20 protein-coding genes and 1 tRNA gene are annotated in these 25,758 nt (G+C 70.3%); 7 read left to right on the top strand and 14 right to left on the bottom strand.

What is annotated here, in order from left to right; translation table 11 throughout:
- Positions 1–49: 49 nt before the first annotated feature.
- The gene (locus ABD893_RS00585) at positions 50–1,207 is read right to left on the bottom strand and encodes an LLM class flavin-dependent oxidoreductase (protein ID WP_345075535.1); all 1,158 of its coding nucleotides are present in this window, start codon (positions 1,205–1,207) and stop codon (positions 50–52) included.
- 263 nt (positions 1,208–1,470) lie between these two features.
- On the opposite strand from ABD893_RS00585, the gene ABD893_RS00580 reads away from it, so the two are divergent.
- Both ABD893_RS00580 and ABD893_RS00575 read left to right on the top strand, forming a co-directional pair.
- On the top strand, positions 1,471–3,567 hold the full coding sequence (locus ABD893_RS00580) for a S9 family peptidase (protein WP_345075534.1): 2,097 nt from the start codon (positions 1,471–1,473) through the stop codon (positions 3,565–3,567).
- 67 nt (positions 3,568–3,634) lie between these two features.
- Positions 3,635–4,510: a tyrosine-protein phosphatase gene (locus ABD893_RS00575; RefSeq protein WP_345075533.1), complete on the top strand. Its 876-nt coding sequence runs from the start codon at positions 3,635–3,637 to the stop codon at positions 4,508–4,510.
- Between the two features lie 161 nt (positions 4,511–4,671).
- On the opposite strand, the gene ABD893_RS00570 is transcribed toward ABD893_RS00575, so the two are convergent.
- From ABD893_RS00570 to ABD893_RS00555, 4 genes are read right to left on the bottom strand one after another with little or no spacing between them, the layout of a single operon-like run.
- A complete protein-coding gene (locus tag ABD893_RS00570) occupies positions 4,672–5,508 on the bottom strand; it encodes a MetQ/NlpA family ABC transporter substrate-binding protein (protein WP_345075532.1) in 837 nt (278 codons plus the stop codon).
- Between the two features lie 26 nt (positions 5,509–5,534).
- Positions 5,535–6,212: a methionine ABC transporter permease gene (locus ABD893_RS00565; protein ID WP_345075531.1), complete on the bottom strand. Its 678-nt coding sequence runs from the start codon at positions 6,210–6,212 to the stop codon at positions 5,535–5,537.
- The gene (locus tag ABD893_RS00560) at positions 6,209–6,940 is read right to left on the bottom strand and encodes a methionine ABC transporter ATP-binding protein (protein WP_345075530.1); all 732 of its coding nucleotides are present in this window, start codon (positions 6,938–6,940) and stop codon (positions 6,209–6,211) included. Before ABD893_RS00560 ends, ABD893_RS00565 begins: the two co-directional genes overlap by 4 nt.
- Before the next feature lie 54 nt (positions 6,941–6,994).
- Complete coding sequence (locus ABD893_RS00555) at positions 6,995–7,540, bottom strand: OsmC family protein (RefSeq protein WP_345075529.1); 546 nt, start codon at positions 7,538–7,540, stop codon at positions 6,995–6,997.
- A 125-nt stretch (positions 7,541–7,665) separates the two neighbouring features.
- Between ABD893_RS00555 and ABD893_RS00550 the strand changes: the two genes are divergently transcribed.
- Complete coding sequence (locus ABD893_RS00550; RefSeq protein ID WP_345075528.1) at positions 7,666–8,730, top strand: Rv2578c family radical SAM protein; 1,065 nt, start codon at positions 7,666–7,668, stop codon at positions 8,728–8,730.
- A 49-nt stretch (positions 8,731–8,779) separates the two neighbouring features.
- Here ABD893_RS00550 and ABD893_RS00545 read toward each other — a convergent pair whose 3' ends face one another.
- The 6 genes from ABD893_RS00545 to ABD893_RS00520 form a co-directional block, all read right to left on the bottom strand.
- Positions 8,780–10,060, bottom strand: coding sequence for a hypothetical protein (locus tag ABD893_RS00545; protein WP_345075527.1), 1,281 nt, complete (start codon positions 10,058–10,060; stop codon positions 8,780–8,782).
- Between the two features lie 32 nt (positions 10,061–10,092).
- Entirely contained in the window at positions 10,093–11,073 is a 981-nt protein-coding gene (locus ABD893_RS00540; protein WP_345075526.1) for a hypothetical protein, read from the bottom strand.
- A gap of 538 nt (positions 11,074–11,611) precedes the next feature.
- Positions 11,612–12,904 carry a hypothetical protein gene (locus tag ABD893_RS00535; protein ID WP_345075525.1) on the bottom strand — a complete coding sequence of 431 codons (1,293 nt, stop codon included), beginning with the start codon at positions 12,902–12,904 and terminating at the stop codon, positions 11,612–11,614.
- A gap of 331 nt (positions 12,905–13,235) precedes the next feature.
- A tRNA-Ser gene (locus ABD893_RS00530) sits at positions 13,236–13,323 on the bottom strand.
- A gap of 224 nt (positions 13,324–13,547) precedes the next feature.
- A complete protein-coding gene (gene tyrS / locus ABD893_RS00525; RefSeq protein WP_345075524.1) occupies positions 13,548–14,792 on the bottom strand; it encodes a tyrosine--tRNA ligase in 1,245 nt (414 codons plus the stop codon).
- A 320-nt stretch (positions 14,793–15,112) separates the two neighbouring features.
- On the bottom strand, positions 15,113–16,186 hold the full coding sequence (locus ABD893_RS00520; RefSeq protein WP_345075523.1) for a LacI family DNA-binding transcriptional regulator: 1,074 nt from the start codon (positions 16,184–16,186) through the stop codon (positions 15,113–15,115).
- A gap of 185 nt (positions 16,187–16,371) precedes the next feature.
- On the opposite strand from ABD893_RS00520, the gene ABD893_RS00515 reads away from it, so the two are divergent.
- The 4 genes from ABD893_RS00515 (at position 16,372) to ABD893_RS00500 (ending at position 22,075) form a co-directional block, all read left to right on the top strand.
- A complete protein-coding gene (locus ABD893_RS00515) occupies positions 16,372–18,195 on the top strand; it encodes an HAD family hydrolase (RefSeq protein WP_345075522.1) in 1,824 nt (607 codons plus the stop codon).
- Between the two features lie 176 nt (positions 18,196–18,371).
- A complete protein-coding gene (locus ABD893_RS00510) occupies positions 18,372–19,331 on the top strand; it encodes a DUF8171 family membrane protein (protein ID WP_345075521.1) in 960 nt (319 codons plus the stop codon).
- 60 nt (positions 19,332–19,391) lie between these two features.
- On the top strand, positions 19,392–21,251 hold the full coding sequence (locus ABD893_RS00505; protein WP_345075520.1) for an ABC transporter ATP-binding protein: 1,860 nt from the start codon (positions 19,392–19,394) through the stop codon (positions 21,249–21,251).
- Positions 21,251–22,075: an energy-coupling factor transporter transmembrane component T family protein gene (locus tag ABD893_RS00500; protein WP_345075519.1), complete on the top strand. Its 825-nt coding sequence runs from the start codon at positions 21,251–21,253 to the stop codon at positions 22,073–22,075. Before ABD893_RS00505 ends, ABD893_RS00500 begins: the two co-directional genes overlap by 1 nt.
- Positions 22,076–22,267: 192 nt before the next feature.
- Here ABD893_RS00500 and ABD893_RS00495 read toward each other — a convergent pair whose 3' ends face one another.
- The 3 genes from ABD893_RS00495 to ABD893_RS00485 form a co-directional block, all read right to left on the bottom strand.
- Positions 22,268–23,416 carry a hypothetical protein gene (locus ABD893_RS00495; RefSeq protein WP_345075518.1) on the bottom strand — a complete coding sequence of 383 codons (1,149 nt, stop codon included), beginning with the start codon at positions 23,414–23,416 and terminating at the stop codon, positions 22,268–22,270.
- 288 nt (positions 23,417–23,704) lie between these two features.
- Positions 23,705–23,812 (bottom strand): methionine/alanine import family NSS transporter small subunit, encoded by a 108-nt coding sequence (locus ABD893_RS00490; RefSeq protein ID WP_345075517.1) that lies wholly within the window; start codon positions 23,810–23,812, stop codon positions 23,705–23,707.
- A gap of 182 nt (positions 23,813–23,994) precedes the next feature.
- A complete protein-coding gene (locus tag ABD893_RS00485) occupies positions 23,995–25,635 on the bottom strand; it encodes a sodium-dependent transporter (protein ID WP_345075516.1) in 1,641 nt (546 codons plus the stop codon).
- Positions 25,636–25,758 lie beyond the last annotated feature (123 nt).

The following is a 25,758-nucleotide window of genomic DNA, read 5'->3' as shown; positions in this document are numbered from 1 at the left end:
TCGGAAGCGATGGGTGCGGGTGTCTGGGCGGTGGAGGCGGGTCGCCGGGTCAGCGGCGGGAGTCCTCGGCGCGCAGGCCGGTCCAGTTGTCGCCGGTCTCGAACTTGTAGGCGTCGTCGAAGGCGCCATCCTTCGCCGCGGCGGCGGCGACCCGGTTCGCGTGGGTGGGTGCCTCGGGGACGTCGGCCGGCTTGCGGGCCGCGAGCTCCTTGCGCAGGACCGGGACCACCTCGGTGCCCAGCAGCTCGATCTGCTCCATGACCGTCTGGTGCGGCAGGCCCGCGTGGTCCATGAGGAACATCTGGCGCTGGTAGTCGCCGACGTGGTCGGCCATGGTCAGGTAGCGCTCGATGACCTGCTCGGGGGAGCCGACGGTGAGCGGGGTCTGTGCGGTGAAGTCCTCCATCGAGGGGCCGCCGCCGTAGACGGGCGCGTTGTCGAAGTAGGGGCGGAACTCATTGATCGCGTCCTGGGAGTTCTTGCGCATGAACGCCTGCCCGCCGAGGCCCACGTAGGCCTGGTGGGCCTTGCCGTGGCCGTAGTGCTCGAAGCGCTCGCGGTACAGCTGCACCATCTGCTTGGTGTGGGACATCGGCCAGAAGATGTTGTTGTGCAGGAATCCGTCGCCGTAATAGGCGGCCTGCTCGGCGATCTGCGGGGAGCGGATCGAACCATGCCACACGAAGGGGGCCACGCCGTCCAGCGGGCGCGGGGTGGAGGTGAACTGCTGCAGCGGGGTGCGGAACTCGCCCTCCCAGTTCACGACGTCCTCGGTCCACAGCCGGCGCAGCAGGTCGTAGTTCGAGATCGCGATCTCGACGCCCTTGCGGATGTCCTGCCCGAACCAGGGGTAGACCGGGCCGGTGTTCCCGCGACCCATCACCAGGTCCACGCGGCCGCCGGTGAGGTGCTGCAGCATCGCGTAGTCCTCGGCGATCTTCACCGGGTCATTGGTGGTGATCAGCGTGGTCGCAGTGGAGAGGATGATCTTCTCGGTCTGGGCGCCGACGAAGGCGAGGGTGGTGGTGGGGGAGGAGGTGACGAACGGCGGGTTGTGGTGCTCACCGATCGCGAAGACGTCGAGGCCCACCTGCTCGGCGAGCTTGCCCTGCTCGACCATGGACTTCAGGCGCTCGTTCTCGGTGGGCACCTTGCCGGTGGTGGGATCCGGCGTGATGTCGGCGATGGTGAAGATTCCGAACTGCATGGTGGTCGCTCCTCGCGGTAGGTCTCGGTGCCGCGGAGTGGTCTGCTGTGGTGATCTGCTGAGTCATTCCGCGGACCGCTCCGGGTGATGATTCAAGATTGAACTATCTTTCGTGGGTGTGCAAGCCCGGGTGATGACGATCCCCCTTCCCGCCCCTCCCCTCGTCCAGCCTTCCGGGCCAGGCAGTCGCGGATTGGGGCCTGCGGATCTGAACGGCCCGCAGCGCAGGCCCCACAGTGCAAACGGTGGCAGGATGTCATCCCATGACACGAGAGAGCATCGAAGCCCTGTTGGACGCGACCCGGTTGGCCGGGCTGGAGACCACCGACGGAGGCAGGATCCTCGCGAAGGTATCCGCCCCGAACGCGAAGGGCACCGCCTACCGCAGCGCGCTCGTGGAGCTCGACGGCGACCAGATCCTGCCGCTGACCCGCGGTGACGCCTCCATCGGGGCGGTCGCCGCCGCCGAGGACGGCACCACCTTCTTCACCGCCAAGCGGGTGGGCGAGGACGGCGACGAGGCCGACGACGCCCAGCTGTGGGCGCTGCCTGTGCGGGGTGAGGCCCGCGAGCTCGCCTCCCGCCCCGGTGTCTTCGGAGGCCTCCACCTGGCCGGCGGCCGGCTCATCACCGAGCTCGAGGTGCACTCGCAGGCCACGGACGAGACCGAGCACGCCACGCTCACCAAAGAGCGCACCGAAGCGAAGGTGACCGCGGCGCTCCACGCCGGCTTCCCCACCCGCTACTGGGACCACGACCTCGGCCCCACCCGCCCCGTCCTCGCGATCGCGACCCTGCCCGAGGACCTCGCCTGGGCCGAGCCGACGCTCGCGCCCGGGGCCGAGGCGAGCGCTGCCGCCAGCGGTGACGCAGCAGTCGCCGGCAAGCCAGCAGCCGAGGACGCTGCCGATGCTGACGATGCTCCAGCGAAGCAGCTGCTGCACTTCCGCCACCTCACGATGCCGGCCGGGCGCCTGCTCAGCTGGACCGTGGACCGGGCCGGCACCCGCGCCCTGGTCTCGATGCAGGACTCCCGCGGCGACCTGCTCGGCACGCCTGACCTCTACCTGCTCGACCTCGCTGGCGAGCAGCCGCCGCGACTGCTGCGCGAGGCAACCGCGGAGGTCGAGTACGACCCCGGCGAGTTCAGCCCGGCCGGCACCCACGCCCTCATCGGCCGCTCCCGCACTTGGACGCAGGAGGCGACCCTCTCCGGCGCCGTCGAGCTCCTGGACCTGACCACCGGGGAGTCCGTGCCGGTCTGGCCCGAGCTGGACCACTGGGTGGATCCGGTGTGGCTGGACGAGCAGACGCTGGTGGCGACCAGCGATGACCAGGGCCGCGGTTCGGTCTGGATCGGCGGGGTCACGGATCCCGCCCCGCGCCGTCTGGCAGGCGGGCCCGACCAGGACCTCGCCTTCTCCTCCGCCTCCGTGTCAGGCGGCGCGATCATCGCCTCCGCCTCCGGGATCGCCGTCGCCCCCTACCCGGTGCGCATCGACCCCGCCACCGGCGAGGTGACCGCGCTGCCGAACCCGGCCGACGCCGTCGCGCCCGTCGGCACCCTCACCGAGGTCGCCGCCACCGCCGAGGACGGCACCGACCTGCGCGCCTGGCTGCGCCTGCCCGACGGGGAGGGCCCGCACCCGCTGGTCGTCTTCGCCCACGGCGGCCCCTGGGGCTCCTGGAACGCATGGACCTACCGCTGGAACCCGAACCCCTTCGTGGCGGCCGGCTACGCGGTGCTGCTGCCGGACCCGGCCATCTCCACCGGCTACGGCCAGGCTATGATCGACCGCGGCCAGCACGAGCTGGGCGGCGCCCCGTACACCGACATCATGGCGCTCACCGACGCGACCATCGGCCGCGCGGACATCGACGCCGGGCGCACCGCCTTCGCCGGTGGCTCCTATGGCGGCTATATGGCCAACTGGGTGGCCGGGCACACCGGTGACCGCTTCCGCTGCATCGTCACCCACGCCTCCCTGTGGGACACCGACACGATGGGGCACACCACCGACAACTCCGGCTGGGAACGCCCCATGCGGGAGCAGAACGCCCAGTACAACCCCAAGAACTTCGTCTCCGAGATCGTCGCCCCGATGCTCGTGATCCACGGGGACAAGGACTACCGGGTCCCGATCGCGCAAGGTCACGCCCTCTGGTACGACCTGCACGAGTTCTCGGCCACCCCGCGGGACGCCGACGGCCGCACCCAGCACCGCTACCTGTACTTCCCCGACGAGGGCCACTGGATTCAGGGCCGCGGAAACGCGCAGGTCTGGTACGAGACCTTCCTCGGCTTCCTCGACGAGCACGTGCGCGGCGAAGCCTGGCAGCGCCCGGCGCGGCTGGGCTGATCGACGTGCTGCGAGGGACGAGCGGCAGGAGATCAGCCGATCTGGCAGGGATGATCGACGTGCCGCGATGACCAGCATGTTCCCTGGGACGTTCAACGCACGGGACGTGGGCGGGCTGCCGCTCGTCGGCGGCGGCACCGTGCGCGCCGGCGTGCTGCTGCGCTCCGATGCCCTGGCCACGCTCACCGATGAGGGCCTCGCCCTGCTCGAACGCGTCGGGACCGTGGTCGACCTCCGCACGCCGCAGGAACGGGAGACGGCGCCGAACCGACTGCCGGCCGCGGGAGTGATCCGCGTCCTGGAGCGTCCCCTCCTCGAGGGTGCGATCGCGCAGATGGCGGAAGGGTCTGCGGGCGTGATGGCGCAGCTGGCCAGTGCCGGTCCCGACACCGGTCCTGGCGCCGATCCCGGCGCTGGCCCCTCCGCGGAGATGCTCGAGCAGCTCCGCGCGAAGATCCCCACTCTCGCCACCCTGTACAGCTCGATGCTCGAACACGGGGCGACGGTGTTCGCGGACTGCGCTCGCGCGGTTGCGGCACCCGCAGCCTCGGACCCGCAGACCGAGGACTCTCAGGCCGTGGGCTCGCCGCGTGGTGCCGTGCTCCTGCACTGCACCGCTGGCAAGGACCGCACCGGCGTCGCGATCGCGCTCCTGCTCACGGCCGCCGGAGTCGAGCGCGAGGCCATCGTCGCCGACTACACCCGCAGCCAGTCCGAGCTCGCCGGGCCCTGGGCGGAGCGGATGCTGGAGGGCATGCGCCGCGCCGGCGTCCCGCCGCTGCCGGAGATCGAGCAGCTCATGGTCTCCACCCCGACCTCAGCGATCGAGGTTGCGCTGACCGAGGTCGACGCCCGTGGCGGCTCGGCGGCCTACCTCCGCTCAGGCGGCCTCCGCGAGGAGGAACTCGCCCTGCTGCGCTCGCGACTGCGCGAGGTGCCCTGAGCTGTGGATGCTGGGGCCGGGGCCTGAAGCCCTGATCCCTGTGGGGCTCGCTGATGGCCGTGCGCCATCGGCTACTCGTAGGTATCCCCTCTGAGCTGTCGCTTCGGCTCGTCCGTGGCGACAGTTCAGAGGGGATACCCAGGGGTAATGCGGGTGCGGCCTCAGAAGGCGGGCAGCAGGGTGTCGCTGTGCTCGTCCTCGAGGAAGCTGCGCACGACGTCGCTGGTCATCGCCCGGCGCAGCACCTGGATCTTCTCGGAGTCCTGGTTGTCCTCGCGTGCGATCAGGGAGATGGTGAAGCGCTGGTCCACCAGCTCCTCGAGCAGGATCGCATCGGCCGGGGTCAGGCCCACCTTCTCGATGTAGGAGGGGTAGCTGTAGACCAGCGCCATGCCCTCCTCGTCGTAGGCGGAGGGCAGGTTCAGCAGGTCGATGTTCACGAACTCGAGGGAGAGAGGGTTCTCCGCGATCCCGCTCACTCGGCCCTCGAAGCCGGCGCCCTCGGGCAGGGTGATCAGGCCTGCGTGATGGAGGATCGCGAGCGCACGGCCTTCGTTGGTGAGGTCGTTCGGGATCGCGACCTTCGCGCCCTCTGGGAGCTGCTCGGCGTCGTCATAGGCCTTGGAGTAGAAGCCGACCTTCGCGTCGTAGATGCCGTCCAGCAGCACCAGGTTCGCGTCATGCGCTTCGTTGAACGCCTGCATGTACGGCTCGTGCTGGGCGAAATTCGCATCGACCTCACCGTCGGCGAGCACCCTGTTGTACTGGACGTTGTCGCTGACCTGCACCAGCTCGACCGTGTATCCCTCCTCGGCGGCGACCTCCCCGGCGAGGGTGACTACGTCGGTCATCGGCGGCAGGTGGGAGGCCACCTTGATGACCTTGTCCTCCTCGCCGCCCCCGGAGCCGCCCGCGCCGCAGGCGGCGAGGGCCAGGGCGGTGGTTCCGGCCAGCGCGGTCGCGGTGAAGCTGCGGCGGTTCAACAGGTGTCGGTTCATGGGGGTCTCGTTCCTGGTCAGGGCGCTCATCGCGCCCGCTTGTCGATGATGCGGGCAAGCAGGGTGCCCGCTCCCTGGATGACCATCACGGACACGACCATGATCAGGATCGTCGTGTACATCAGGTCGTATTCGTAGGTCTGATAGCCGTACCGGATCGCGAAGTCGCCCACGCCGCCACCGCCGACGACGCCCATGATCGTGGAGTAGCTGACCATCGAGATCGTCACCGTGGTCAGGCTCAGCACCAGGCCGGAGCGGGCTTCAGGGAACAGGAACAGGCCGATCAGCTGCAGCGGCCCGGCGCCCAGCGAACGGGCCAGCTCCACGGTCTGCTCGGGCACGTCCAGCAGGGTCTGCTCGGAGAAGCGGGCATAGAGCGCCGCGGCCACGAAGGCGAGCGGGACCGACGCCGCCGTGGTGCCGAAGGAGGTCCCCACCAGCCAGCGGGTGACGGGGATCAGCGCCACCACGAACAGCAGGAAGGGCACCGAGCGCACCACGTTCACGTAGGTGTTCAGCACCCGGTGCAGCCAGGGGCGAGGGTAGGGCCCGCCGGGCCGGGCGAGGTAGAGCAGGGTCCCGATCGGCAGTCCCACCAGCACCGCGGCGATCATGGAGTTGACCATCATGATCCCGGTCTCGAGGATCGAGAGCGTGATCTCGCCGCGGTATTCGGCCAGGCGCGCCAGCAGATCGCTCATCCCAGGAACTCCTGGGCGCGCTCGGCGTAGGAGTCGAAGCGCTCCGTCCGGGGCGGCGGCGTCACCGTGGTGAGGGCGGCGACGCGGCCCCGCTCGAGCACGGCGGCCCGGTCGCAGGAGGACTTGATGACGTCCAGTTCATGGCTGACCAGCACGATCATGGTGCCGAAGCGGTCGCGGACGTCGCGCAGGATCGCCATGACCTCCTCGGTGGTCCCCGAATCGAGGGCCGAGGTGGGCTCATCGCACAGCAGGATCCGAGGCTGGGTCGACAGCGCCCGGGCGATCGCCACCCGCTGCTTCTCGCCGCCGGAGAGCTGGCTGGGGTGCTTGCGGTGGTGGTCCGCCATCTTCACGAACTCGAGCATCTGCATCACGGTGTCGCGCTCGCGGCGACGCTGCAGCCGCAGGGGCCGGGCCACATTGTCGAAGACGGTCGAGTTGCCCAGCAGGTTGAACTGCTGGAACACCATGCCGATGTCGCGTCGGCGCTTCCGCAGCTCGCGCGGCGGCAACGCGCCGAGATCCTCGCCGTCCACCAGCACAGTCCCGGAGGTGGGGGCTTCGAGGTGGTTGATCAGTCGCAGCAGCGTCGACTTCCCCGAGCCCGATTCCCCCACGATGCCGAACATCTCGCGGTCCTCGATGGTGAGGGTGATGTCATTCAGCGCGGCCACCGTGGAGCGTCCCTGAGGGAAGCTCTTGGTGACATTCCGCAGCTCGATCATCGTCGAGCCAGCCTACCGAGCATGCAGGTCAGACTGTTATGCGCTGCATCACGTTCAGTGTTGAACTATCAGCTCGACCATCGGCTCGCCCTGCCCGCGCAGAAGCTTGGAGACGGGGCAGCGGGCGTGCGCGGCGTCGACCAGCTGCTGGGCCCGGTCCGGGGCGATGCCCTCGATGCTCACCAGGGCGCGGGGCGCGAAGCGGTAGCCGCCGGCCGGGTCGCGATGCAGCCCCACCTCGACGCTCACCTGGCTGGGATGCTCGAGCCCCTGCGCCGCCATCACCACTCGCAGCGTCTCCCCGAGGCAGGTGCTCCAGGCCATCGCCAGGAACTGCTCGGGGTTGAAGCCCTCGGCGCCCGCGACCGGACCGCCCGTCGGCAGTGCGACCGCTCCCTCAGGGTGAGGGCCTCCCTCGGGGCGGGAGGCGTGGTCTGAGTCCACAACTCCCAGCTCGACGGCGGAGGCGTCGTGGATGAGCACGCGGCCGGAGGTGCCGCAGGTGTTCTCGACCCGAGCGGTGTAGAGCGCGGGGTCGACGGCGTGCCGTGTGGGGGCCTGCGGGCCGGGGGTGGAGCGGGGTGCGGGAGTGGTCGCCATCGTTCCAGGCTAAGCCGCGCGCCGTGCCGTCGAGCTCCTGCCCTGCCCGCGAAGAGATCCCCTCTCGAGCGGGACCACCACTGCCGACCTTGACGCTTGATCGAACATGTGTTCGACTGTGCGGCATGCGATGGAGTGGACAGCAGATCGGCGCGGAGTCTGAGGGGCAGCAGCAGGCCCCGGCGCTGCTGGGGCTGTCGGGCCTGGTGCGCAGCGTGACCACGCCCGAATTCCAGGGCGTCACCTTCCACGAGGTCACCGCGAAATCAGCGCTGAACCGGGTGCCGGCGGCGAGCTCGATGCCCTTCGAATGGACGGTCAACCCCTATCGCGGCTGCTCCCACGCCTGCGTCTACTGCTTCGCCCGCAGCAGCCACCGCTATCTCGACCTCGACGCGGGCGCCGACTTCGACCAGCAGGTGATCGTCAAGGTCAACGTCGCCGACGTGCTGCGGGCCGAGCTCGCCAAGCGCTCCTGGGCCCGCGACCTGGTCGCACTCGGCACCAACACCGACCCCTACCAGCGAGCGGAGGGACGCTACCGGCTGATGCCGGGCATCATCGACGCTCTCGCGGAGTCCGGCACCCCGCTGTCGATCCTCACCAAGGGCACGCTGCTGCGCCGCGATCTGCCGCAGCTCGAGCGGGTGGCCGAGCGCGTCCCCGTAGACATCTCGATGTCGATCGCCGTGTTCGACGATGCGCTGCAGAAGGCGGTCGAGCCGGGCACTCCCACCACCGCGGCGCGACTGGCGACCGTGCGCGCTGCGACCGACGCCGGCTTCCGCGTCACCGTCTTCCTCATGCCGATCATGCCGTGGCTGACCGATTCCGATGCCCAGCTCGACGAGGCCCTCGCCCGGATCGCCGAGGCGGGTGCCGCACGTGTCATCTTCGGCGCGCTGCACCTGCGCCCCGGAGCGAAGGAATGGTTCCTGGAGTGGATCCAGCGGGAGCATCCGGAGCTCGCGATCGGATACCGCCGGTTCTACGGCAACTCCTCCTACGCCCCGGCGGCGTACCGCAAGCACCTCGCGCAGCGGCTCCGGCCCCTGCTGATCCGTCACGGCCTGGACTCCCAGGAGGATGAGGACCAGCCCGAGCAGCGACAGCGTGCGGTCGCCGCGGCCCGTCGGCCCCGCAGCGTGCCAGCGGCGCTGGACCTCACCCTGCAGCCGTCGCTGTTCTGAGACGTGCCGGTCAGGACGGTGCTGGGCTGCACAGTGTCGGGCTGAGCGCTCAGGCGACCTCGCCCGCCGGAGCGTCCCAGGTGGAGCACTCGCCGAGGAATCCCCGGCTGTCCCGCCCGGTGCCCACCCAGGCGGCCCGCGAGTCCTGCGCCGGATCTCCGGCGAGGACCGGTTCGCCCTGCGCCGGGACTGAGCTGACGAACTCCTCCACCCGATCGGTGGGTCGCACCCCCTGCGGCAGCTGGAAGGCCGCCGCCGAGGAGAGGCAGGAGATCTGCAGCGCCCAGCGCCGCTGGGCCTCGTCGGCCCGATCCGGATCCTCGGCCAGCTCGAGCAGCAGCGCACCGTAGTAGCCATCCAGCGACGTCGCTGCCAGCGCGAACAGCGTGTACGAGTACGAGAGGTGCCACATGTACAGCTGCGGTGCCTCGTCCGCGGAGGTGTGGGAGAAGCCGGGGTCCCAGGCGGCGGGCCAGTAGAGCGTGTTGTCATCATGGCAGATCACGGGCGCCGAGTCCGTGAAGTTCACCGCCGTGCAGGCGGCCTCGGCCGGCGGCGACTCCGCGGTGTAGACGACCACTGCGGGCGCGGCGAAGGCGATGCCCGCCGGGCCCAGCGCCTTGCCCCAGGCGGCGCCGAGGCATCCGGCGCCCGCCTCGAGATACGCCGGCAGCTCCGCGGCAGGCACCGCCCCGCCCTCGGTCGCGGGCAGCGAGCACTGGGCGGGGACCGGCAGCCGCGCCGCGAGCAGCGGATTCTCGGCCAGGACCTGCTGGAGCTCATCCGCAGTGCCGACGGGCACCTGCCCGGGCTCGAGCGGCTGCCAGACGCCCGGCTCGGCCTCCGACGTCCCGGCGGAGGGCTCCGCGCTCGCGGTCGGGGAGGGGAGCTGGCGAGGACCGGTGAGCCACAGCGCAGTGAGTCCGCCTCCGATCCCCATCAGCAGGAGCATCGCGCAGCCGAAGGCGAGCGCCGGGATCAGCAACCTGCGGGGTCGGGGCCCGGTGGTGGCGTCGATCCCGGGTGGCAGTGGAGGCGAGCTGTGTGGCGGTGACGCGTCCGGCGGTGAGGCTCGTGGCGGTGGAGAGTGCGACGGGGTCGACTGCGGGCCGGGCGGGGGAGCCGACGGGATGGTGTGCTGCGGCGTCGGCTGCGACGGCGGAGTCTCGAACCGTGGGCGCTGGTCGAAGCGCTGGATCGGTGCGTGATCAGGGATGATCTCGCGACCGAAGGGGGCGTCGTCGAGCACCGGGCGCTGCACCGTGTCCTCGTCGTCAGCCGTGACATGGGGGCTGTCGGAGGGGTCGACCCCGTCGGCCTCGCTGCTCATCTTCCTCCTGCCCCGAGCGCTCTGCCTCTGGCTCAGCTCACCTGTTCGGCGTCGGCCAGCCAGGTGTTACAGGCGGCGAGGTCGCCGCCGGAATTGAAGCCGATCTCCAGCCACTTCGCCCGGTTCTCGGGGGAGATGTTGTACGGCGGGTCGCCCTCGGTCCAGCTCTCGGGCTTGGCCAGGGCCTCGCGCAGTGCCGGGGTGGGCTCGGCGCCCGAGGGGACCTGCATGGCGACCGCCGAGGACACGCACTGCATCTGCAGGCTGTAGCGCCGCCAGGATTCGTGGAGGAGCTCCTCGTCGTTGCCGTCTTCGAGCATGTCCTGCAAGGTCCCGTAGTAGGTGGACAGCGAGCTCTGCCAGCCCACTGCGTTCTGGTAGAGGAAGGCGAGATCCCACAGGTATGCCCCCGGGACGTCCGCCGCGTCGGGGAAGTCGAGCGCGGTGCCGTAGCCGATGGGCCAGTAGACCGTGTTGTCGAGGTTGCACACCCGGGGGAAGTCCTCCTCGAAGCTCGAATCGCACGAGGAGTCCGCGGGGATGTCCGGGTAGGTGTAGACCACGACGGAGGGCCCCACCCAGGGCAGCCCGCGATCCGAGCTCGCCGTGGCCCAGACCCGGTTCAGGCAGGTGGAGGAGGCATCGAGCACGGCCTGCAGCTCCTCGGGAGTCGGGGAGACGGGAGTGTCAGGGAGCTCACACTCGGTCAGCGAGGGCAACGTGCCGTGGACCAGCGGGTTGTCCTCCAGGATCGCCCTCATGTCGTCGGCATCGCCGGGCGGCAGGTCGATCGGAGAGATGACCTCGAACCCGGAGCTCTCCTCCTCGGGAGCGGTGGTGACGTCTTCGCTCGGAGACTCGGAGTCCGGATCAGTCTCCGGGTCGGTCACGGGCTCGGTCTCGGGCGGAGGGCCGGAGGCGATCGGGGTCTCCTCCCCGCCGCGGCTGAGCACCAGGTAGGTGATCCCGCCGCCGACCACGAGCACCATCGCCAGGACGCAGCCCAGTGCCACGGTGAGCAGTGCCCACGGCCGCTTCTTCGAAGCCTGCTGGGCAAAACCGCCGGGGCCGGGAGGGCCGGCCGGGCCATGGGGGCCGGTGGGACCTTGGGGACCGCCAGGGCCCGGAGGACCGGAAGGGCCTCCGTATCCGGGGCCGACGGGCCCGTACTGCCCGGGTCCGCCGTAGCCCGGAGCGCCCATCGCCGGAGGCGCGGACTGCGGGGAGGGAGGTCGCTGCCAGCCGCCGGGCGCGGGAGCACCGGAACCCTGCGGGGAAGGAGGCTGCTGCCAGCCGCCCGGCTGGTGCTGTCCTTGCTGGTGCGGTCCCTGTGGGTTCTGCCCCTGCGGGTGCTGTCGCTGCTGATCAGGCCCCTGCGCACCGTTGCCGGGACCGCCCCATCCTGCGCTCGACATCAGCTCCCCCTCGCTTCCGTCACGTCATTGCTGCTGGCAGGATATCCGCGCGGGCCGCGCGAGGGGCGGGGTCCGCTCGCGGCCGCCACCATGGACCTCGTCCTCCACGTCATTGCTGCGCCGACAGGCACCATGGTCAGGTCACCTGCTCGAGGTCGGCCACCCAGGCGTTGCAGACGGAGAGGTCGCCCTGGGAGGAGAATCCGCGCTCGATCCATAGGGCCTGGGACTCGGGGCTGACGCTCTCCGGAGGCTCCCCCTCGGACCAGTTGCCGGGGTCGGTGAGCATGTCGCGGAGCGCCGGAGCGGGTTCGACATCGGTCGGGAACTGCATCGAGGCGGCGGAGGCGAGGCACAACCTCTGCAAAGTGAATCGTCGCCAGGCCTCGTCGAACCGCTCCGGGTCGGTGGTCTCGAGCTCATTGCGCATGGTCACGTAGTAGACCGTCAGCGAGCTGTTCCAGCTCGCGGTGTTCGTGTAGGTGAAGGCGAGGTCCCACAGGTAGGCGGCGGGCACGTCCGCCGGGTCGGTGAGATCCGACGCGGTCCCGTAGCCGACGGGCCAGTAGATCGTGGCGTCCAGATTGCACATGCGGGGAGCATCTGCGGAGAACTGGGAGTCGCAGACCGCCTCCGCAGGGACATCCGGGTGCGTGTACACGACGATCTTCGGGCTCAGCCACGGCAGTTCCCGGTCCGAGCTCGTCGTGGACCAGAGCTGATTCAGACAGGTCGAGGCGGCGTCCAGCACAGCCTGCAGCTCCTCGACGCTCGGCTCCACCGGAGTCGCCGGAAGATCGCAGGTGCCGAGCGTGGGCAGCGTGCCCTCGGTCAGCGGGTTGTCCGACATGACCTGCCACAGCTCATCGACGGTGCCGGTCGGCGGGTCATAGGGCACGACCACCTCGAAGGGGGTGCTCGCCTCCGCCGGAGTGGGTGACTCCGCCTCGCCAGAGGCTGACGGATCTGCGGGTGTGTCGGTGGCGATCGTGGAGTCATCCCCGGTGCGGCTCAGCACGAGGTAGGTGATCCCACCCCCGACCACGACCATCATCGCCAGCACACAGCCCAGCGCGACGGCGATCAGCGCCCACGGACGCTTGCGTGGAGGTTGCGGGCCGAAGTGTCCGGGACCGTTCGGGCCCTGGGGGTGGCCGGGGCCTTGGGGGCCGCCGGGACCGTGGGGTTGGCCGGGGCTCTGCGGGACTGCGGGCGGTGACTGCCAGGGGGCGGTCGAGGGAGCACCGTACGGGCTGGCGGGCTGCCCGCCGCCGGGATGCGGCTGGCCACCGGGATGCTGCCCGCCGCCGGGCTGCGGCTGGCCGCCCTGCGGCGCCCCGGCTGACGGTGCCCCCGCCTGTGGAGCTCCGTCCTGCCATGCCTCATCCTGCGGTCCGTTGCCGGGCCCACCCCATCCTGCGTTCGACATCAGCTCCCCTTTGCTTTTGTCAGCATCTGCTGGGCGAAGGATATCCGTGCAGGCCGCACGGGAGAAGGTGAAGGGAGTCGAGGGGTACGTGCGGAGCTGTCACGGCTTCCGGTTCCGGGTGGGCTTCGTCCCGCTGACGTGCATCGACGTCGTGAGTGGCGGGTGACCTTCCGATGCGGTCACGAGTATGCGGCGTCGTGGGGACCTGGTTCCGGGCCGCGGACAGCGCCGTCTTCGAGCTGCCGGGCACGGGCTTTCTTCGAGCAGCCGGACCCGGGCAGAGAAATAGCCCCTGACTTGCGATGAAATCGCAGGTCAGGGGCTATTTCGCTGGCGGAGGATGGGGGATTTGAACCCCCGAGGGCGTTAACCCAACACGCGTTCCAGGCGTGCGCCATAGGCCGCTAGGCGAATCCTCCAGCGCTCTAGAAGAGCAGTGGTTAGCGTACCTGACACCCCAGGGTGGTGCGAACCGGACTGACGCAGGTCACATCCGTCCCATGCCGCGGTCGAGTTCGGGCGCTCTGGAGCACACTGCGGAAATATGACCAGAGCGTGCTCCCACGCGCCCATTCTCGACATGGGTGGCGAGGCAGGCGGCGGTCGCAGAGCAGGGCAGCGGCGGCACTGGCCCCGAGGCCAGTCAGGGGAGCCCTCGCGGGTCGGCCACCTCGAGTCGGAACCAGCGCCGTCTCCCTGCACGCAGGACAAGCCCGTCGGCGGGGGCGAGGGCATCCTCAGGGTCCGCGAGGCGGCGTCCGTCCAGCTCCACCCCGCCGCCGGCCAGGAGGCGCCGGGCCTCGCTCCGGGAGAGCTCGGGCCGGGCCATGATCACCAGGTCGAGCGCCGACATCGTTGCGCTGCGCAGCGCAAGCGCGACCATCTCCCGAGGCTGTTCCCGCGCGGAGAAGACGCGGAGGAACTCTTCACGACTCCGCCTCGCTGCGGGTGCGCCGTCGTGCCGGGAGACGATCGCCTCGGCCAGGTCCAGCTTCGCATCCCGGGCCGCGGCACCTCCGGAACGTGCCCGTCGGCCGAGCTCCTCCGCCTGTTCGAGGGGAAGGTCCGAGTAGACGCGGGCCCAGGTGTCCACCAGCTCATCCTGCAGTGTCATCAGCCGTCCGAACTTCTCCTCCGGCGCGGCGCACAGGCCCACGTAGTTGTTCAGCGACTTGGACTGCTTGGGGCCGCCGTCGAGGCCCGGGGTGACGGTGGTGGTGATGATCGTCTGCGGTGCCTGGCCATGTTTGACCTGCAGTTCGCGTCCCATCGACTCGTTGAACAGCTGGTCGGTGCCCACGATGGTCAGGTCCGATTGCAGGGCGACGGAGTCGAAGCCCTGCAGCACCGGGTAGATCAGCTCGTGTATCGCGATCTCCGCCCCTGCGGCGCTCCGTGAGCGGAACATGTCCCGGGAGATCAGGTGGGCGTGCGTCACCAGGCTCAGCTCGGACAGCAGCCCGGCGACCCCTATCTCGTCGAACCATTCGGAGTTCCGACGGATCTGCAGCAGCTCGGGCTCAGAGCGCAGCACCCTCGTCACCTGAGAGAGGAATGAGGCGGCATTGTCACTGATCTGCTGGTCGGTGAGCACCGGGCGTGAGGCGCTGCGGCCGGTCGGATCGCCGATGCGGCTGGTGGTGTCCCCGAGCAGGAAGATCACGGTGTGGCCATGGTCCTGGAGGGTGCGCATCATCCACAGGTTCACCGCGTGGCCGAGATGGAGGTCCGGGGCGGTCAGATCGACGCCGAACTTGATGCGCAGAGGCCGTCCCTCCCGCAGCCGGTTCAGCAGGTCCTGGCGGCCGATGATCTGGTCCGTCGTGCGATCCAGCTCGGCGAGGAGCTGCTCAGGGGAGCCGTGCGGCGGGGTCGGGTCGATGGTCATGGAGAGGTCCTTCCGGGAGGGCGAGGAACCTCGTGTGAACCCCGCGTCGTGGCGACGAAAAAGGCGAGGACCGTGTGGTCCTCGCCTGGGGCTCTGAGTCGAGCGGTGCTATCTCACCTCGCCTGCCTCACGGCATCGGCGCGCGCACGACAGCGCGGCTCGTCTCAGAGCCGTGCGGATAGTCGATGCGCAGGTGCATGCCGGAAGAGTAGCCCATGCCCGGTGTCCGACAGCGTCGAAGGTGCCGACGATGCCGAGGCGGTGAAGGGGCGCGCAACGATTCTGCGCTGCAGACCGATCCGAGCGGGGCGGATAGGTCCTCAGCGCAGAACCGGCGGTCGCCGAGCGGGCGAGCGAAGGGGAGGCGGGGCTGATCGTTGCAGCGCCGGGCCGGGACCTGTGGAGGCACGCACCGTCAGCACCGGATCGACGACGCTCGCAGCGTCGTGCGCTCGTCCCGCGATCCGTTCGCGCAGCATCTGGGCGGCGAGGCGACCCATCTCCTGACGCGGCTGATTGACGCTGGTCAGGTGGGGACGCACGGTGAGCGCGACCGCGGAGGAGTCGTAGCCGACGACGCTGAGCTGCGTGGGAACCTCGATGCGGCGGTCTGCCGCGCGATGCAGCACAGTGACCGCTGCGATGTCATTGGCCGCGAAGACGGCGGTGGGTGCGTCGGCGTCTCCGCGGTGCAGGGCGCGCAGCAGCTGCTCGATGCCGGCATCAGCCTCCGCAGGGTCGGGCCCGATCACCCGCGCGCTCTCCCGCAGCCCCAGCCGCTCGGCCTCCGCCAGGAAGCCAGCCCTGCGCATCGCCGGGCCCGGCCGGGTGGACAGGGTGACATGGGCCAGCTGCCGATGCCCCTGCTCGACCAGGTGTCTCACGGCCAGCGCCGCACCGGCCTGGTCATGGTTGAGCACCGAATCGGTGCCGGGGACCGCATCCTGCATCCGCCCGATCACCACCACCGGCACCCGCTGCCCGGCCTGCTCGAGCGCCTGCGGGCTCAGCCAGGTGGTCACCGCGACGATCCCGTCCACGTCGAGCTCCAGCAGCCGCTGGAGCTGCCGTTCGAGGTGGGGACCGTCGCGTCGGCCGTGGGCGATCACCACCCCGAGCCCGAGGCTCTCCGCCTCGGCCTCGATCCCTGCGATCACGTCCGTGTGATAGGGATTCCCGAGGTCGGTGGGCAGCACCCCGATCAGCCCGGCACCCCGGGGCCGGCGCCCGTATCCGAGGCGCCGCGCCGCAGCCTGCACCCGTTCGCGGGTTCCCGGCGCCACCCCGGCGCGGTCGTTCAGCGCCATCGACGCCGAGGCCGACGACACCCCCGCCTCCCGGGCGACGTCCGCGAGCGTGATCCGGCGGACGGTCCGGTCAGCAGGAAAGCTCATGAGACTGGTCTACACGACTCTTTTCGTGTTCTGACCGGTGGAACTGAAGAGTTTCAGACCCAGCGGTGAAGACGTGCCGGGAGGTTCACCAGGAGTTCATGAGCCCACCGGAGTCTCTTCCTAGCGTTGCTCTTGCGACGTCGGAATCCCGGCCTCGCGCCGTTCCCCCTCTTGATCGGAGAGACGTGAGCACTGCGCCTCGCCCGCCGCTGCCGGACACCATGCAGCTGGACTCCTCACTGCCGGACCCCTCCCTCGGTATGCGCCGCGCCCCGGAGCCGGGCCCCGTGCCGTCGGCACCTTCCCTGCCGGCCCCGCGGGCGCTGCTGCTGGACTTCGGGGGAGTGGTCATCTCCACCACCTCGCGCGTGACCTGGGCTCGGGAGCTGGCCGAGATCGTGGTGGACCGTGCCCTCGCCGTCGGCGCCAACCTTGATCTCGCCGAGGTCGAGGAGTCCCTGCGCACCGGCCGCACCGCCCTGTCGCTGTGGAAGAACGCAGCCAGCCGGCGGCTCTCCCCACGCGAGCTCGGGCCGCGCGAGATCGTCGAGGACTTCCTGCTGGCGGACCTCCCCGCGACCGTGCGCAGCGCCCTGGCCCTGGACGCCCGTGAGCTCCTCGCCGCGATGGCGCCTCTGGTCGCCGACCACCACCAGCGCCCCGGCATCACCGAGCTGCTCGCCGAATGCGCCGCCCGCGGAATCCGCCTCGGGATCGTCTCCAACGCTCACTCGGGCCGCGCGCATCGCACGATCCTCGAGAACCTCGGTCTCGGGGAGGCCTTCGGCGTGCAGATCTACTCCGACGAGGTCGGGATCCGCAAACCGCATCCGGACATGATCCGCCTCGCGACCGAAGCGCTGGACGTCGACCCGGCCGAGGCCTGGTACGTCGGCGACACCCTGGACCGCGACGTCGTGGCCGGACGCCGCGCCGGCGTCGGCGCTGTGGTGATCACCCGCGATCGCCGCACCGATCACCCTCCCTTCCGCGTCACCGACACCCCCGACCTGGTGCTCGAGACCCCGGAGGGCCTGCTGGCACCGTTGCGGGCGGCGCTCGAGGCAGCGGCCGCCCGCGCAGCTGCTGCCGCCCCCGCGAGCGCCGCCGGCAGCGACGCCCTGACCGCCGGCGGCGCCACGGGCGAGGTCGCGACCGCCGACGGCACCGCGCTGCCCGGCGAGCACACCCCCGCTCCGTCGGCCGCTGCCTCCCGCCGCCCCGCGCTGCTGCTGGACCACGGCGGAGTGATCACCCTGTCCACCCCGAACCCGGAGCGGTTCGCGGAGGTCTCCGCCCAGATCGTGGCCCTGTCCGAGCGGATCGGCAGCCCGATCGACCTCGCCACCGCCGAACGTGCCGCCGCCGAGGGCTGGGAGCGTCACCGCACCCGCAAGCGCGCCCGCGACGCCGCCGCCGACCCCGCTCACCTGCACGAAGAGATCGACCCGGCCATGCTCTGGGGTGATCTCGTCGGAGCAGAGCTGCCCGCTCCGCTGCGCGCCGCCCTGCGGCTCGAGGCCCCGCAGCTCTCCCTCACCCTGCACCGGTGCAAGAACCTGCCGGCCCCGCGCCCCGGCGCGCTCGAGCTGATCCGGTGGTGCCACGAACAGGGAATCGTCGTCGGCATCGTCTCCAACACCATCTCCGGCCAAGGGGTGCGCGAGATCCTCGCCCGCTACGGGCTCACCGCGATGATCGGTCCCTCCGCCTACTCGGACGAGGTGGGCGTGCGCAAGCCCGGCGGCGAGATCTTCGAGGCCGCCCTCGCGGGACTCGCCACCGACCGGGCGGACGTCCTCTACGTCGGGGACAAGGCCCTGAACGACGGCCGCGGCGGGCGCGAGGCCGGCATCGGCACCATCTGCCTGCTGCGCGGCGGCAAGGACTCCGACGCCGACCTCGATGCCGCCCTCACCAGCGGCGACGCCGACCACGTGCTCGACTCCCCGGCCCAGGTCATCGACCTGCTCGCCGCGCGGCTGGCCGTCGGCCCCCGACCTTCCTGACCCGTCCGTCACCGCCCCGAGACCCGGCCCCGACCCTCGTCGGCGCCCCGACCGGACCCCGCCCCCGGGGCCGCCTCACCGCAGTGCCTTCCCCCCGCAGTGCTTTCCACCCGCAGTGCCACCCACCCGCAGGGCAGCTGACCCCGTCTGCCCTTCGCCTGCCAAGGAGCGTCACCATGTCCATCCAGATCCCCTCACCTCCCGCCACGGACCAGCGCCGCGGCACCCTGCGCGGCGTCGTCGACGGCGTGCGCCGCGTGGAGCTGACCACCTCCCAGAAGCTGATGGTCTTCGTGCTGTCGATGTCGCTGTTCGGACTGTCGAACATCATCCTGGAGATCGTCCCGGACCCCTCGATCGGCCCCGTCGACATCTCCGTCTCCAACATGATCTTCGTGCCGCTCGCGATGGCCGCCCTGCTCTCCCCGTTCTGGGCCGCACTCGGCGCCCCGCTGGGAGAGATCGTGTTCACCGACCTGCTGATGGGTGACTTCTCCGGCCTCGCCGAGATCGAGGGCTACCTGCAGATGTTCCTCGCGATCTACATCGGCGGGTCCCTGGTGCGGAACCCCCGCAACCGGATCCAGATCGCGATCGGCGCGGTCGCCATCATCCTCATCGACAAGATCCTCTCCGCCGTCGTGGACCTCGGGAAGGTGTGGGTCGGCGTCGAGGACGCCGAGTACGTCGAGGGCCTGCCCGAATCGATCCTCACCCTGGAGATCCTGGGCCTGGGCGTCGACGTGATCATGAGCGGCATCCTGCTCGGCGCGATCCCCGCGATGTGGCTGATCCCGGCCCTGCACGGCAAGATCGAGCCGCTGATGGGTATGCGTCCGCGCGTCCCCGGCGAGCCGATCCCGGGTGATGCTCCGAAGACCCCGATGTTCGTCGGCTTCGTGCTGCTGCTCGCGATCGCGTCCTTCGGCTTCGCCTTCCTCGAGGCCTTCGACATCAGCGCCGGTGCCTGGGAGCCGGACTTCCTGGACCAGTTCGGCAACGGGTTCCTGCTGATCTCGGTCGCCGCGATCGCAGTGGTGATGCTGGTGGCGATCATCCTGTTCCGCCTCTCCCGCTCCACCCCCTCCGCGGTGCGCGAGGACGACGGGGCCGACGCCGGGACCACCGAGCGCTGAGGCGCCGGACCCCGACGACTGCGGACCTCGACGACTCCGGACCCCACGAGCAGGAGCATCATGCAGACCGTTCCCCCGACCACCGCCGACCCGATCGCCCCGGTTCCGACGCGCGCCGCGCCGGCGACCTCGATCCCGACGGCCCCGGCGGGTCCCACCCCGTCGGCCGCCGGCCCGTCGGACCCCGTGATCGTCGTGAAGGACCTGTCCTTCCGCTATCCCGGGACCGACCGCGACACGCTGCGCAACGTCGATCTCACGATCGAGCGCGGCGACTTCGTAGCGGTGGTCGGGGGCAACGGCTCTGCGAAGACCACGCTGTGCAAGACCTTCAACGGCCTGGTGCCGCACTACTGGAACGGCGACTACGCCGGCGCCGTCCACGTGGGCGGCGTGGACACCTGGGACTCCTCCGTCGCGGAGCTCTCCAGCCGCGTCGGCTACGTCTACCAGGACTTCCAGAACCAGCTGGTGCGGCCGACGGTGCGCGACGAGATCTCCTTCGGACCGCTGAACTTCGGGCACGCGGACTATCGCGAGCGCACCGAGGAAGCCCTCGAGCAGCTCGGCATCAGCCACCTCCGCGACAGCTTCGTCTGGCAGCTCTCCGGCGGGCAGGCCCACCTGGTCGCGCTCGCCGCGGTGCTCGCCATGCGCCCCGAGGTGATCGTGGTCGACGAGCCCGTCGCCGAGCTGGACCCGGCCCGTGCCCGCGAGATCTATCTGCGGCTGCGCGAGCTCAACGAGCGCCACGGCATCACCGTGATCGCGATCGAGCACCATGCCGAGTTCATCGCCGAGTTCGCCCGCTCGGTGGTGCTGATGGCCGACGGCGCCCCGGTGTGGCACCTGCCCGTGCAGGAGGCGATGGACCGCCACCGGGATCTCGAGGACCATGGGATTCCTGCCCCGGATGCGGTGGCTCTCACCGCTGCGGTCGGCGAGGAGACGGTGGCGCTGGATGTGCCCTCGGCCGTGGCGATGCTGCGCCCCCACGTCCGGGAGCGGCCGACGGGGGTGGCACCCACCGGCGTCGCCCTGGTCGCTCCTGCCGAGCCTGTCGCCACCCTGACCGGGATCCATCACGGCTATCGCACCGTCGGCGGAGACCTCGCCCCGGTGCTCGTGGACCTGAACCTGGAGTTGAACGAGGGGGAGCGGATCGCGCTGGTGGGCACCAACGGCGCGGGCAAGACCACCCTCATGAAGCTGCTGACCGGACTGATCGTGCCCCGTCAGGGCACCGTCGCCGTGGACGGAATTGACACTCGCTCCCGCTCCGCCGCGCGGCTCTCCGATCACGTCGCCTACCTCTACCAGCACCCCCAGCAGATGTTCCTCAAGGACACCGTGCGGGCCGACGTCGCCCTCTTCCCCGTCGGACGGAAAGTACCCGACGCCCAGCAACGGGTCGACGAGGTGATCGACCGGGTGGGCCTCGTCGAGCTCGCCGAACGCGACGGCCGCACTCTCTCCGGCGGTCAGCAGCGCCGGGCCACGATCGCCATAGGCCTCGCCATGAGGCCCACGATGCTGCTGCTGGACGAGCCCACCTCGAGCCTGGACGTCCGCTCCCGCCACGATGTCACCGGGATGCTCGAGTCTCTCGCCGAGACGGTGCGCTGCGCCGTGGTCGCCACCCATGACATGGAGCTGGTGGCCTCCTGGGCCAGTCGCGTGATCGTCCTGGACCAGGGCCGGGTGCTCGCCGACGTCACGCCGCGCGAGCTGTTCTCCCACCCCGAGCTCACCGCCCAGGCCCGCCTGGTCCCACCTCAGGCCGCCCGCATCGCGCATGAGCTGGGCCTGGACCCGCTGCCGCTGACCGCCGCGGAGCTGCGGGGGTGGCTGCACAGCCCGTCGGCTGCAGCCTCCCCGTCGCCCGCACCCACCGCCCTCCATCACCTGCAGGAGTCCTGATGGCCCGCAAGACCCATGACGTGCTCAGCGTCGATTGGGTGCGCCTGGAGCTGCTGCGCACCGCCTACTCCACCCGCGGCGGGCTCTTCTCCCGCATGGACCCGCGCATGGTCATCGCCTGGTACCTGGTGATGGCGCTGGCCCCCTGGTTCACCCACAACCTCACCGTGCTGATCGGCTTCTTCGTGCTCGGGGTCGCCTCGGTGGTCCTCGCCCGGGTGGGTCCGCTGGTGCTGGGCCTGTTCGTGATCGGCCTCGGCGCGGACATCATCGCCCTGTTCGTCGCCGCCTTCCTGTTCGGCGGCGACCTCACCACACTGGTCGCGCTCGCCGAGCTGAACCTCAAGCTCGGCGCCGTCTCGATGGCGTCCATGGCCGCCTTCGTGTCCCTGGACCCCGAGAAACTCTCTGATGCGCTGCTGTCATTGCGCGCCCCGGAGCTGCTGGCCTTCGGTGTGAGCTACGGGTACCGGATGCTGCCGATCCTGGTGGACGAGTACGTGACGGTGTTCGAGGGGCAGCGGCTGCGCAGCGCCCCGCCCGAGCGCCGCGGGCTGCTCGGCTGGCGGGTGATCTGGCAATGGTGCGTCCTGGCGGTGATGGCGTTCTATCCGATCATGCTCAACACCGCCAAGAATGTGCGCACCACGGTGGAGGCGCTCGAGACCCGCGGTTTCACCTACGGCGCGAACAACCCCGCCGGTCGTAGCCTCCGGCTCGCCTATCTCAAGGTCACTGCGCTGGACGTGGCCGTGCTCGCGGCGACCGCACTGACCGTGATCGGCGTGTACTGGCTGGGCGTGCAGGTGCCGCTGTACCGGTGACGCTGGCTGCACGTCCGTCGTGCCCCCGCAACGATCCGCACCGCACCGATCCGCACCGCACCGTCCTGCCCCGCACGCCACCGTCCTGCCCCGCACCAACCTCTTTCCATGCCTTCACGCTTCGCCAATCGCGCCTTCAGGACCTATCGCGCGGCAGCTGATCGGTCCTGAAGTGGCAATGGACGACTCCACTCACGTGGGCCGGGACCGGGAGCGGGCTCGTGGCCGGGCTCGGGGCCGGGCTTGTGGCCGACGGAGCGCCTGGCCGGCCGGCCCTCGCCACGCGCTCTCCGGCGGAGCGGGGGCATCGGCGGCGAGGAATGTGCGGCGCAGCGCGCTGAGGAAGCGGGCGGGCTCGCGGATGTCAGCTGCGGTAAGGCGCCGCAGCGTCCAGCCGAGCGATTCCAGTGAGTCCCGCCGAGCGTGTTCCTCGCGCCAGGCCGACTTGCTGCGGTGGATATCACCGTCGTACTCGATGCCGATCTGGAGCGCAGCGTAGGCGTTGTCGATCCGCCGGTTGACCCCCTTGTCGGGATCTCGGACGCGGAGATTCGGGATGGGCTCAGGGAACCCGGCGCGTGTCACGAGCAGTCGCGTACGGGTCTCGCCGGGGGATTCGACACCCTCGCGGGCATCAGCGAGGGCTCGTGAGACGCTGCGGTATCCGGGGCGGCCGCGATACTTCTCAAGCGCCTGCCCCACGGACTCGTGAGAGGTAGGGCCGAGGGCGCTGTTCGGTCCCAGGACGTGGTCGATCGCGATGACCACCTCGTCGTGCTCGAGGGTCAGAGCGAGCTCGACCAGAAGCTCCGCGGGCGCGGAGAGGGTGAGGCCGTCATGACATCGGGTCATCCCCGGCTCCATTCGATGAACCGTGACGTTCCTGCCTGCCGTGGCGCGGGAGTCCGGCGGGACCCGGCAGTGCAGGTGGGGAAGCAGCAAGGTCAGCGCGGGATGCTTCCCTCCCGGACGGTCGAGGGAGAGGTCGGCGAGAGGGGGAGCGTCCGGATCGTTCTGCGGTGCGAACAGGCTCAGCCGCCGCCGTCCGCTTCGAGGATCGCGTCGTCGCACGAGGAGACCCACCCCGTTGTCGGCGTCGATGGGAACGGGTATCCCGTACAGCGCGGCCGCCGTGGTGTGGCTGAGAACAGCGCCGGGGATCAGCACCGTCTGCACTGCGGAAGCGACGTCTGTGAACCATGCGGGGGCAGCGCGCGGCGTGAGCATGCCAGGCAGGGGGCGGGCGAACTCGTCACCGGCCAAGCGTGCGCTGGAGACACCCATCTCACGCCAGCGCCTGCGCGGGAGCAGGACGCCGTTCGGGATGGGGGTGGCACGCATGCGGCGACTGTAGGGGGCGCGCACTGCCTGCGGCGCAGAGTGGCCCGAGCTGTGGATGAACCTGCGTCGGGGAGGAACGGTCCTCGCCTCGCCTCGCCTCGCCTCGCCTCGCCTCGCCTTGCGGTGCCGTGCGGTGCCGTGCCGTGCCGTGCCGTGCCGTGCCGGGCGGGGCGGGGCGGTGCCGTGCGGTGCCGTCAACCATTGCGCGATGAGGACCTATCCGGGAAATCCGGATAGGTCCTCATCAGGCAAAGGACGGCGAAGCCACGGCGGTTTCGGGACCGAGGCTCAGTCGTTGACCTCGGGGTGGCGCCTGAGATTGACGATGGCGGCGACGAGGCCGCCCCAGACGGTGACGATGGCGACGATCATCATGATGATGGCGGAGACGGACATTGCTACTCCTAGTGGGTGAGGGGAAGCGGGAACGAGATCTGGAAGGAAGTGCCGGGCGGGCCCGACATCTGGCCGGGAGGGCCCGACATCTGGCCGGGAGGGCCCGACATCTGGCCGGGTGGGCTCGGCCTCAGGCCCGGCGGGCCGGCCGCAGCGCAGGGTGCGGCCGGCCCGCCCGGACGTCACGGCGCCGAGCGCAGCTCGTGCGGGGTCGCGGCCTCGGGCGTGGTGACCAGACCCTTGCCGGCCACGGCCTCCGGGGCGATCGGGTCGCCGTCGGAGTCCGCCTTGTAGAGGTTGGAGCCGGCCGGCCAGGGAATCAGAGACAGCCCGATCGCGATGACCACCAGGCCGATCGCCATCAGCCAGCCGAACACCAGCACGAACCAGCCGGGATACCCCTCGTAGGTCCCGTCGGCGGTGAGAATCCGGATCGTGCTGAGGATCAGCGAGACGCCGAGCACCACTGGCGCGATCACGGCCACGCATAGCATCCAGATCCAACCGATCCGGAAGGTGCCGCGGTGGTTGAGGTGGTCGCGCAGGGTGGGCAGGCCGCGCACGATGTAGGCGACCACGATCGTCGAGACCGCCGCGGCGGCGACGATCCCGTACTCGTTGACCCACTTGTCCATCACGTCCAGCAGCGGCAGGCCCATCGTGGTGGAGAACAGCACGATGGAGACCACGGCCATCGGGACGCTCACGACCAGGGTCGCGGAGAGACGGCCGAGGCCGAACTTGTCCTGGATCGCGGCGATGACGACCTCGACGATGGAGATCAGCGAGGTGAAGCCCGCCAGCACCAGCGAGCCGAAGAACAGCACGCCGATCAGTGCGCCGGCGGGGGCCTCGCTGATGATGGTCGGGAAGGCGATGAACGCCAGGCCCACGCCGGAGGTGACGACCTCGTCGATCGCCACGCCCTGCGCCTGCGCCATGAAGCCCAGCGCCGAGAACACGCCGATGCCGCAGAGGATCTCGAAGCTCGAGTTCGCGAAGCCGACGACCAGGCCGGAGCCGGTGAGGTCGGTCTTCTTCTTCAGGTAGGAGGAGTAGGTGAGCATGATGCCGAACGCCACCGAGAGCGAGAAGAAGATCTGCCCGTAGGCGGCGATCCACACTCCAGGATCCGTCAGAGCTGCCCAGTTCGGCTGGAAGAAGGCGTCCAGCCCGTCGATCGCACCCGGCAGGAACAGCGAGCGCACCACCAGGATGATGAACATGACGATCAGCAGCGGGATGAAGATGACCGAGCTGGCCGCGATGCCCCGCTGCACGCCGAGCGCCATCACGATGATCACCGCGAGCCAGACCACGATCATGGAGATCAGCACAGCGGGCACGACGTCGAAGGAGATGGTGGCGTCGGCCCCGCCGAGCGCCTGCGTGTACTCGCCGAAGAAGGCGCCTGCATCATCGCCCCAGCGCTGGTCGAGCGAGAAGATCGTGTAGTTCGTGGCCCAGGCCAGGATCAGCGCGTAGTACAGGGCGATGATCAGGGCGATCAGCACCTGCCACCAGCCGATGAACTCTGTCCAGCGCTTGAAGCGACGCCAGGCGGCGGGCGCCGAGCCGCGCCAGCGGTGGCCGAGCGCGTAGTCGAGGAAGAGCAGCGGGATGCCGGCGGTCAGCAGTGCGACCAGGTACGGCAGGATGAACGCGCCGCCGCCGTTCTCGTAGGCCACGGCCGGGAAGCGCCAGATGTTGCCGAGGCCGACGGCGGAACCGATGGCCGCGAAGATGAAGGTCGTCCGGCCGGCGAACGCGCCACGATCGGCGCGGCGTTCGGTGGTGCCGGGGGAGGTGGGATGTGCGCTCAAGGGTGTCGCCTCCGGGAAGTTGCGCCGAGGAGTGGCAGCGGATGGGGTAGGCAGGGCGCGCCCGGCGAGGCCGAAGCACGCATGGACTGCGGGTCCCGCGACTGTGCGAGAGCCGATTGCTGC

It is taken from the genome of Brachybacterium paraconglomeratum, from assembly GCF_039541415.1.
GTDB classification, from domain to species: Bacteria; Actinomycetota; Actinomycetes; order Actinomycetales; family Dermabacteraceae; genus Brachybacterium; species Brachybacterium paraconglomeratum_A.
Note: the sequence above shows the minus strand (reverse complement) of the source record. Positions and strands in the feature narration are given on the sequence as shown.

What these genes read in the sequence shown, in the direction of transcription:
- ABD893_RS00585 (WP_345075535.1), bottom strand. Translation starts at nt 1,207, where the DNA reads ATGCAGTTCGGAATCTTCACCATCGCCGACATCACGCCGGATCCCACC.
- ABD893_RS00580 (WP_345075534.1), top strand. Translation starts at nt 1,471, where the DNA reads ATGACACGAGAGAGCATCGAAGCCCTGTTGGACGCGACCCGGTTGGCC.
- ABD893_RS00575 (WP_345075533.1), top strand. Translation starts at nt 3,635, where the DNA reads ATGACCAGCATGTTCCCTGGGACGTTCAACGCACGGGACGTGGGCGGG.
- ABD893_RS00570 (WP_345075532.1), bottom strand. Translation starts at nt 5,508, where the DNA reads ATGAACCGACACCTGTTGAACCGCCGCAGCTTCACCGCGACCGCGCTG.
- ABD893_RS00565 (WP_345075531.1), bottom strand. Translation starts at nt 6,212, where the DNA reads ATGAGCGATCTGCTGGCGCGCCTGGCCGAATACCGCGGCGAGATCACG.
- ABD893_RS00560 (WP_345075530.1), bottom strand. Translation starts at nt 6,940, where the DNA reads ATGATCGAGCTGCGGAATGTCACCAAGAGCTTCCCTCAGGGACGCTCC.
- ABD893_RS00555 (WP_345075529.1), bottom strand. Translation starts at nt 7,540, where the DNA reads ATGGCGACCACTCCCGCACCCCGCTCCACCCCCGGCCCGCAGGCCCCC.
- ABD893_RS00550 (WP_345075528.1), top strand. Translation starts at nt 7,666, where the DNA reads ATGCGATGGAGTGGACAGCAGATCGGCGCGGAGTCTGAGGGGCAGCAG.
- ABD893_RS00545 (WP_345075527.1), bottom strand. Translation starts at nt 10,060, where the DNA reads ATGAGCAGCGAGGCCGACGGGGTCGACCCCTCCGACAGCCCCCATGTC.
- ABD893_RS00535 (WP_345075525.1), bottom strand. Translation starts at nt 12,904, where the DNA reads ATGTCGAACGCAGGATGGGGTGGGCCCGGCAACGGACCGCAGGATGAG.
- tyrS (WP_345075524.1), bottom strand. Translation starts at nt 14,792, where the DNA reads ATGACCATCGACCCGACCCCGCCGCACGGCTCCCCTGAGCAGCTCCTC.
- ABD893_RS00520 (WP_345075523.1), bottom strand. Translation starts at nt 16,186, where the DNA reads ATGAGCTTTCCTGCTGACCGGACCGTCCGCCGGATCACGCTCGCGGAC.
- ABD893_RS00510 (WP_345075521.1), top strand. Translation starts at nt 18,372, where the DNA reads ATGTCCATCCAGATCCCCTCACCTCCCGCCACGGACCAGCGCCGCGGC.
- ABD893_RS00505 (WP_345075520.1), top strand. Translation starts at nt 19,392, where the DNA reads ATGCAGACCGTTCCCCCGACCACCGCCGACCCGATCGCCCCGGTTCCG.
- ABD893_RS00500 (WP_345075519.1), top strand. Translation starts at nt 21,251, where the DNA reads ATGGCCCGCAAGACCCATGACGTGCTCAGCGTCGATTGGGTGCGCCTG.
- ABD893_RS00495 (WP_345075518.1), bottom strand. Translation starts at nt 23,416, where the DNA reads ATGCGTGCCACCCCCATCCCGAACGGCGTCCTGCTCCCGCGCAGGCGC.
- ABD893_RS00490 (WP_345075517.1), bottom strand. Translation starts at nt 23,812, where the DNA reads ATGTCCGTCTCCGCCATCATCATGATGATCGTCGCCATCGTCACCGTC.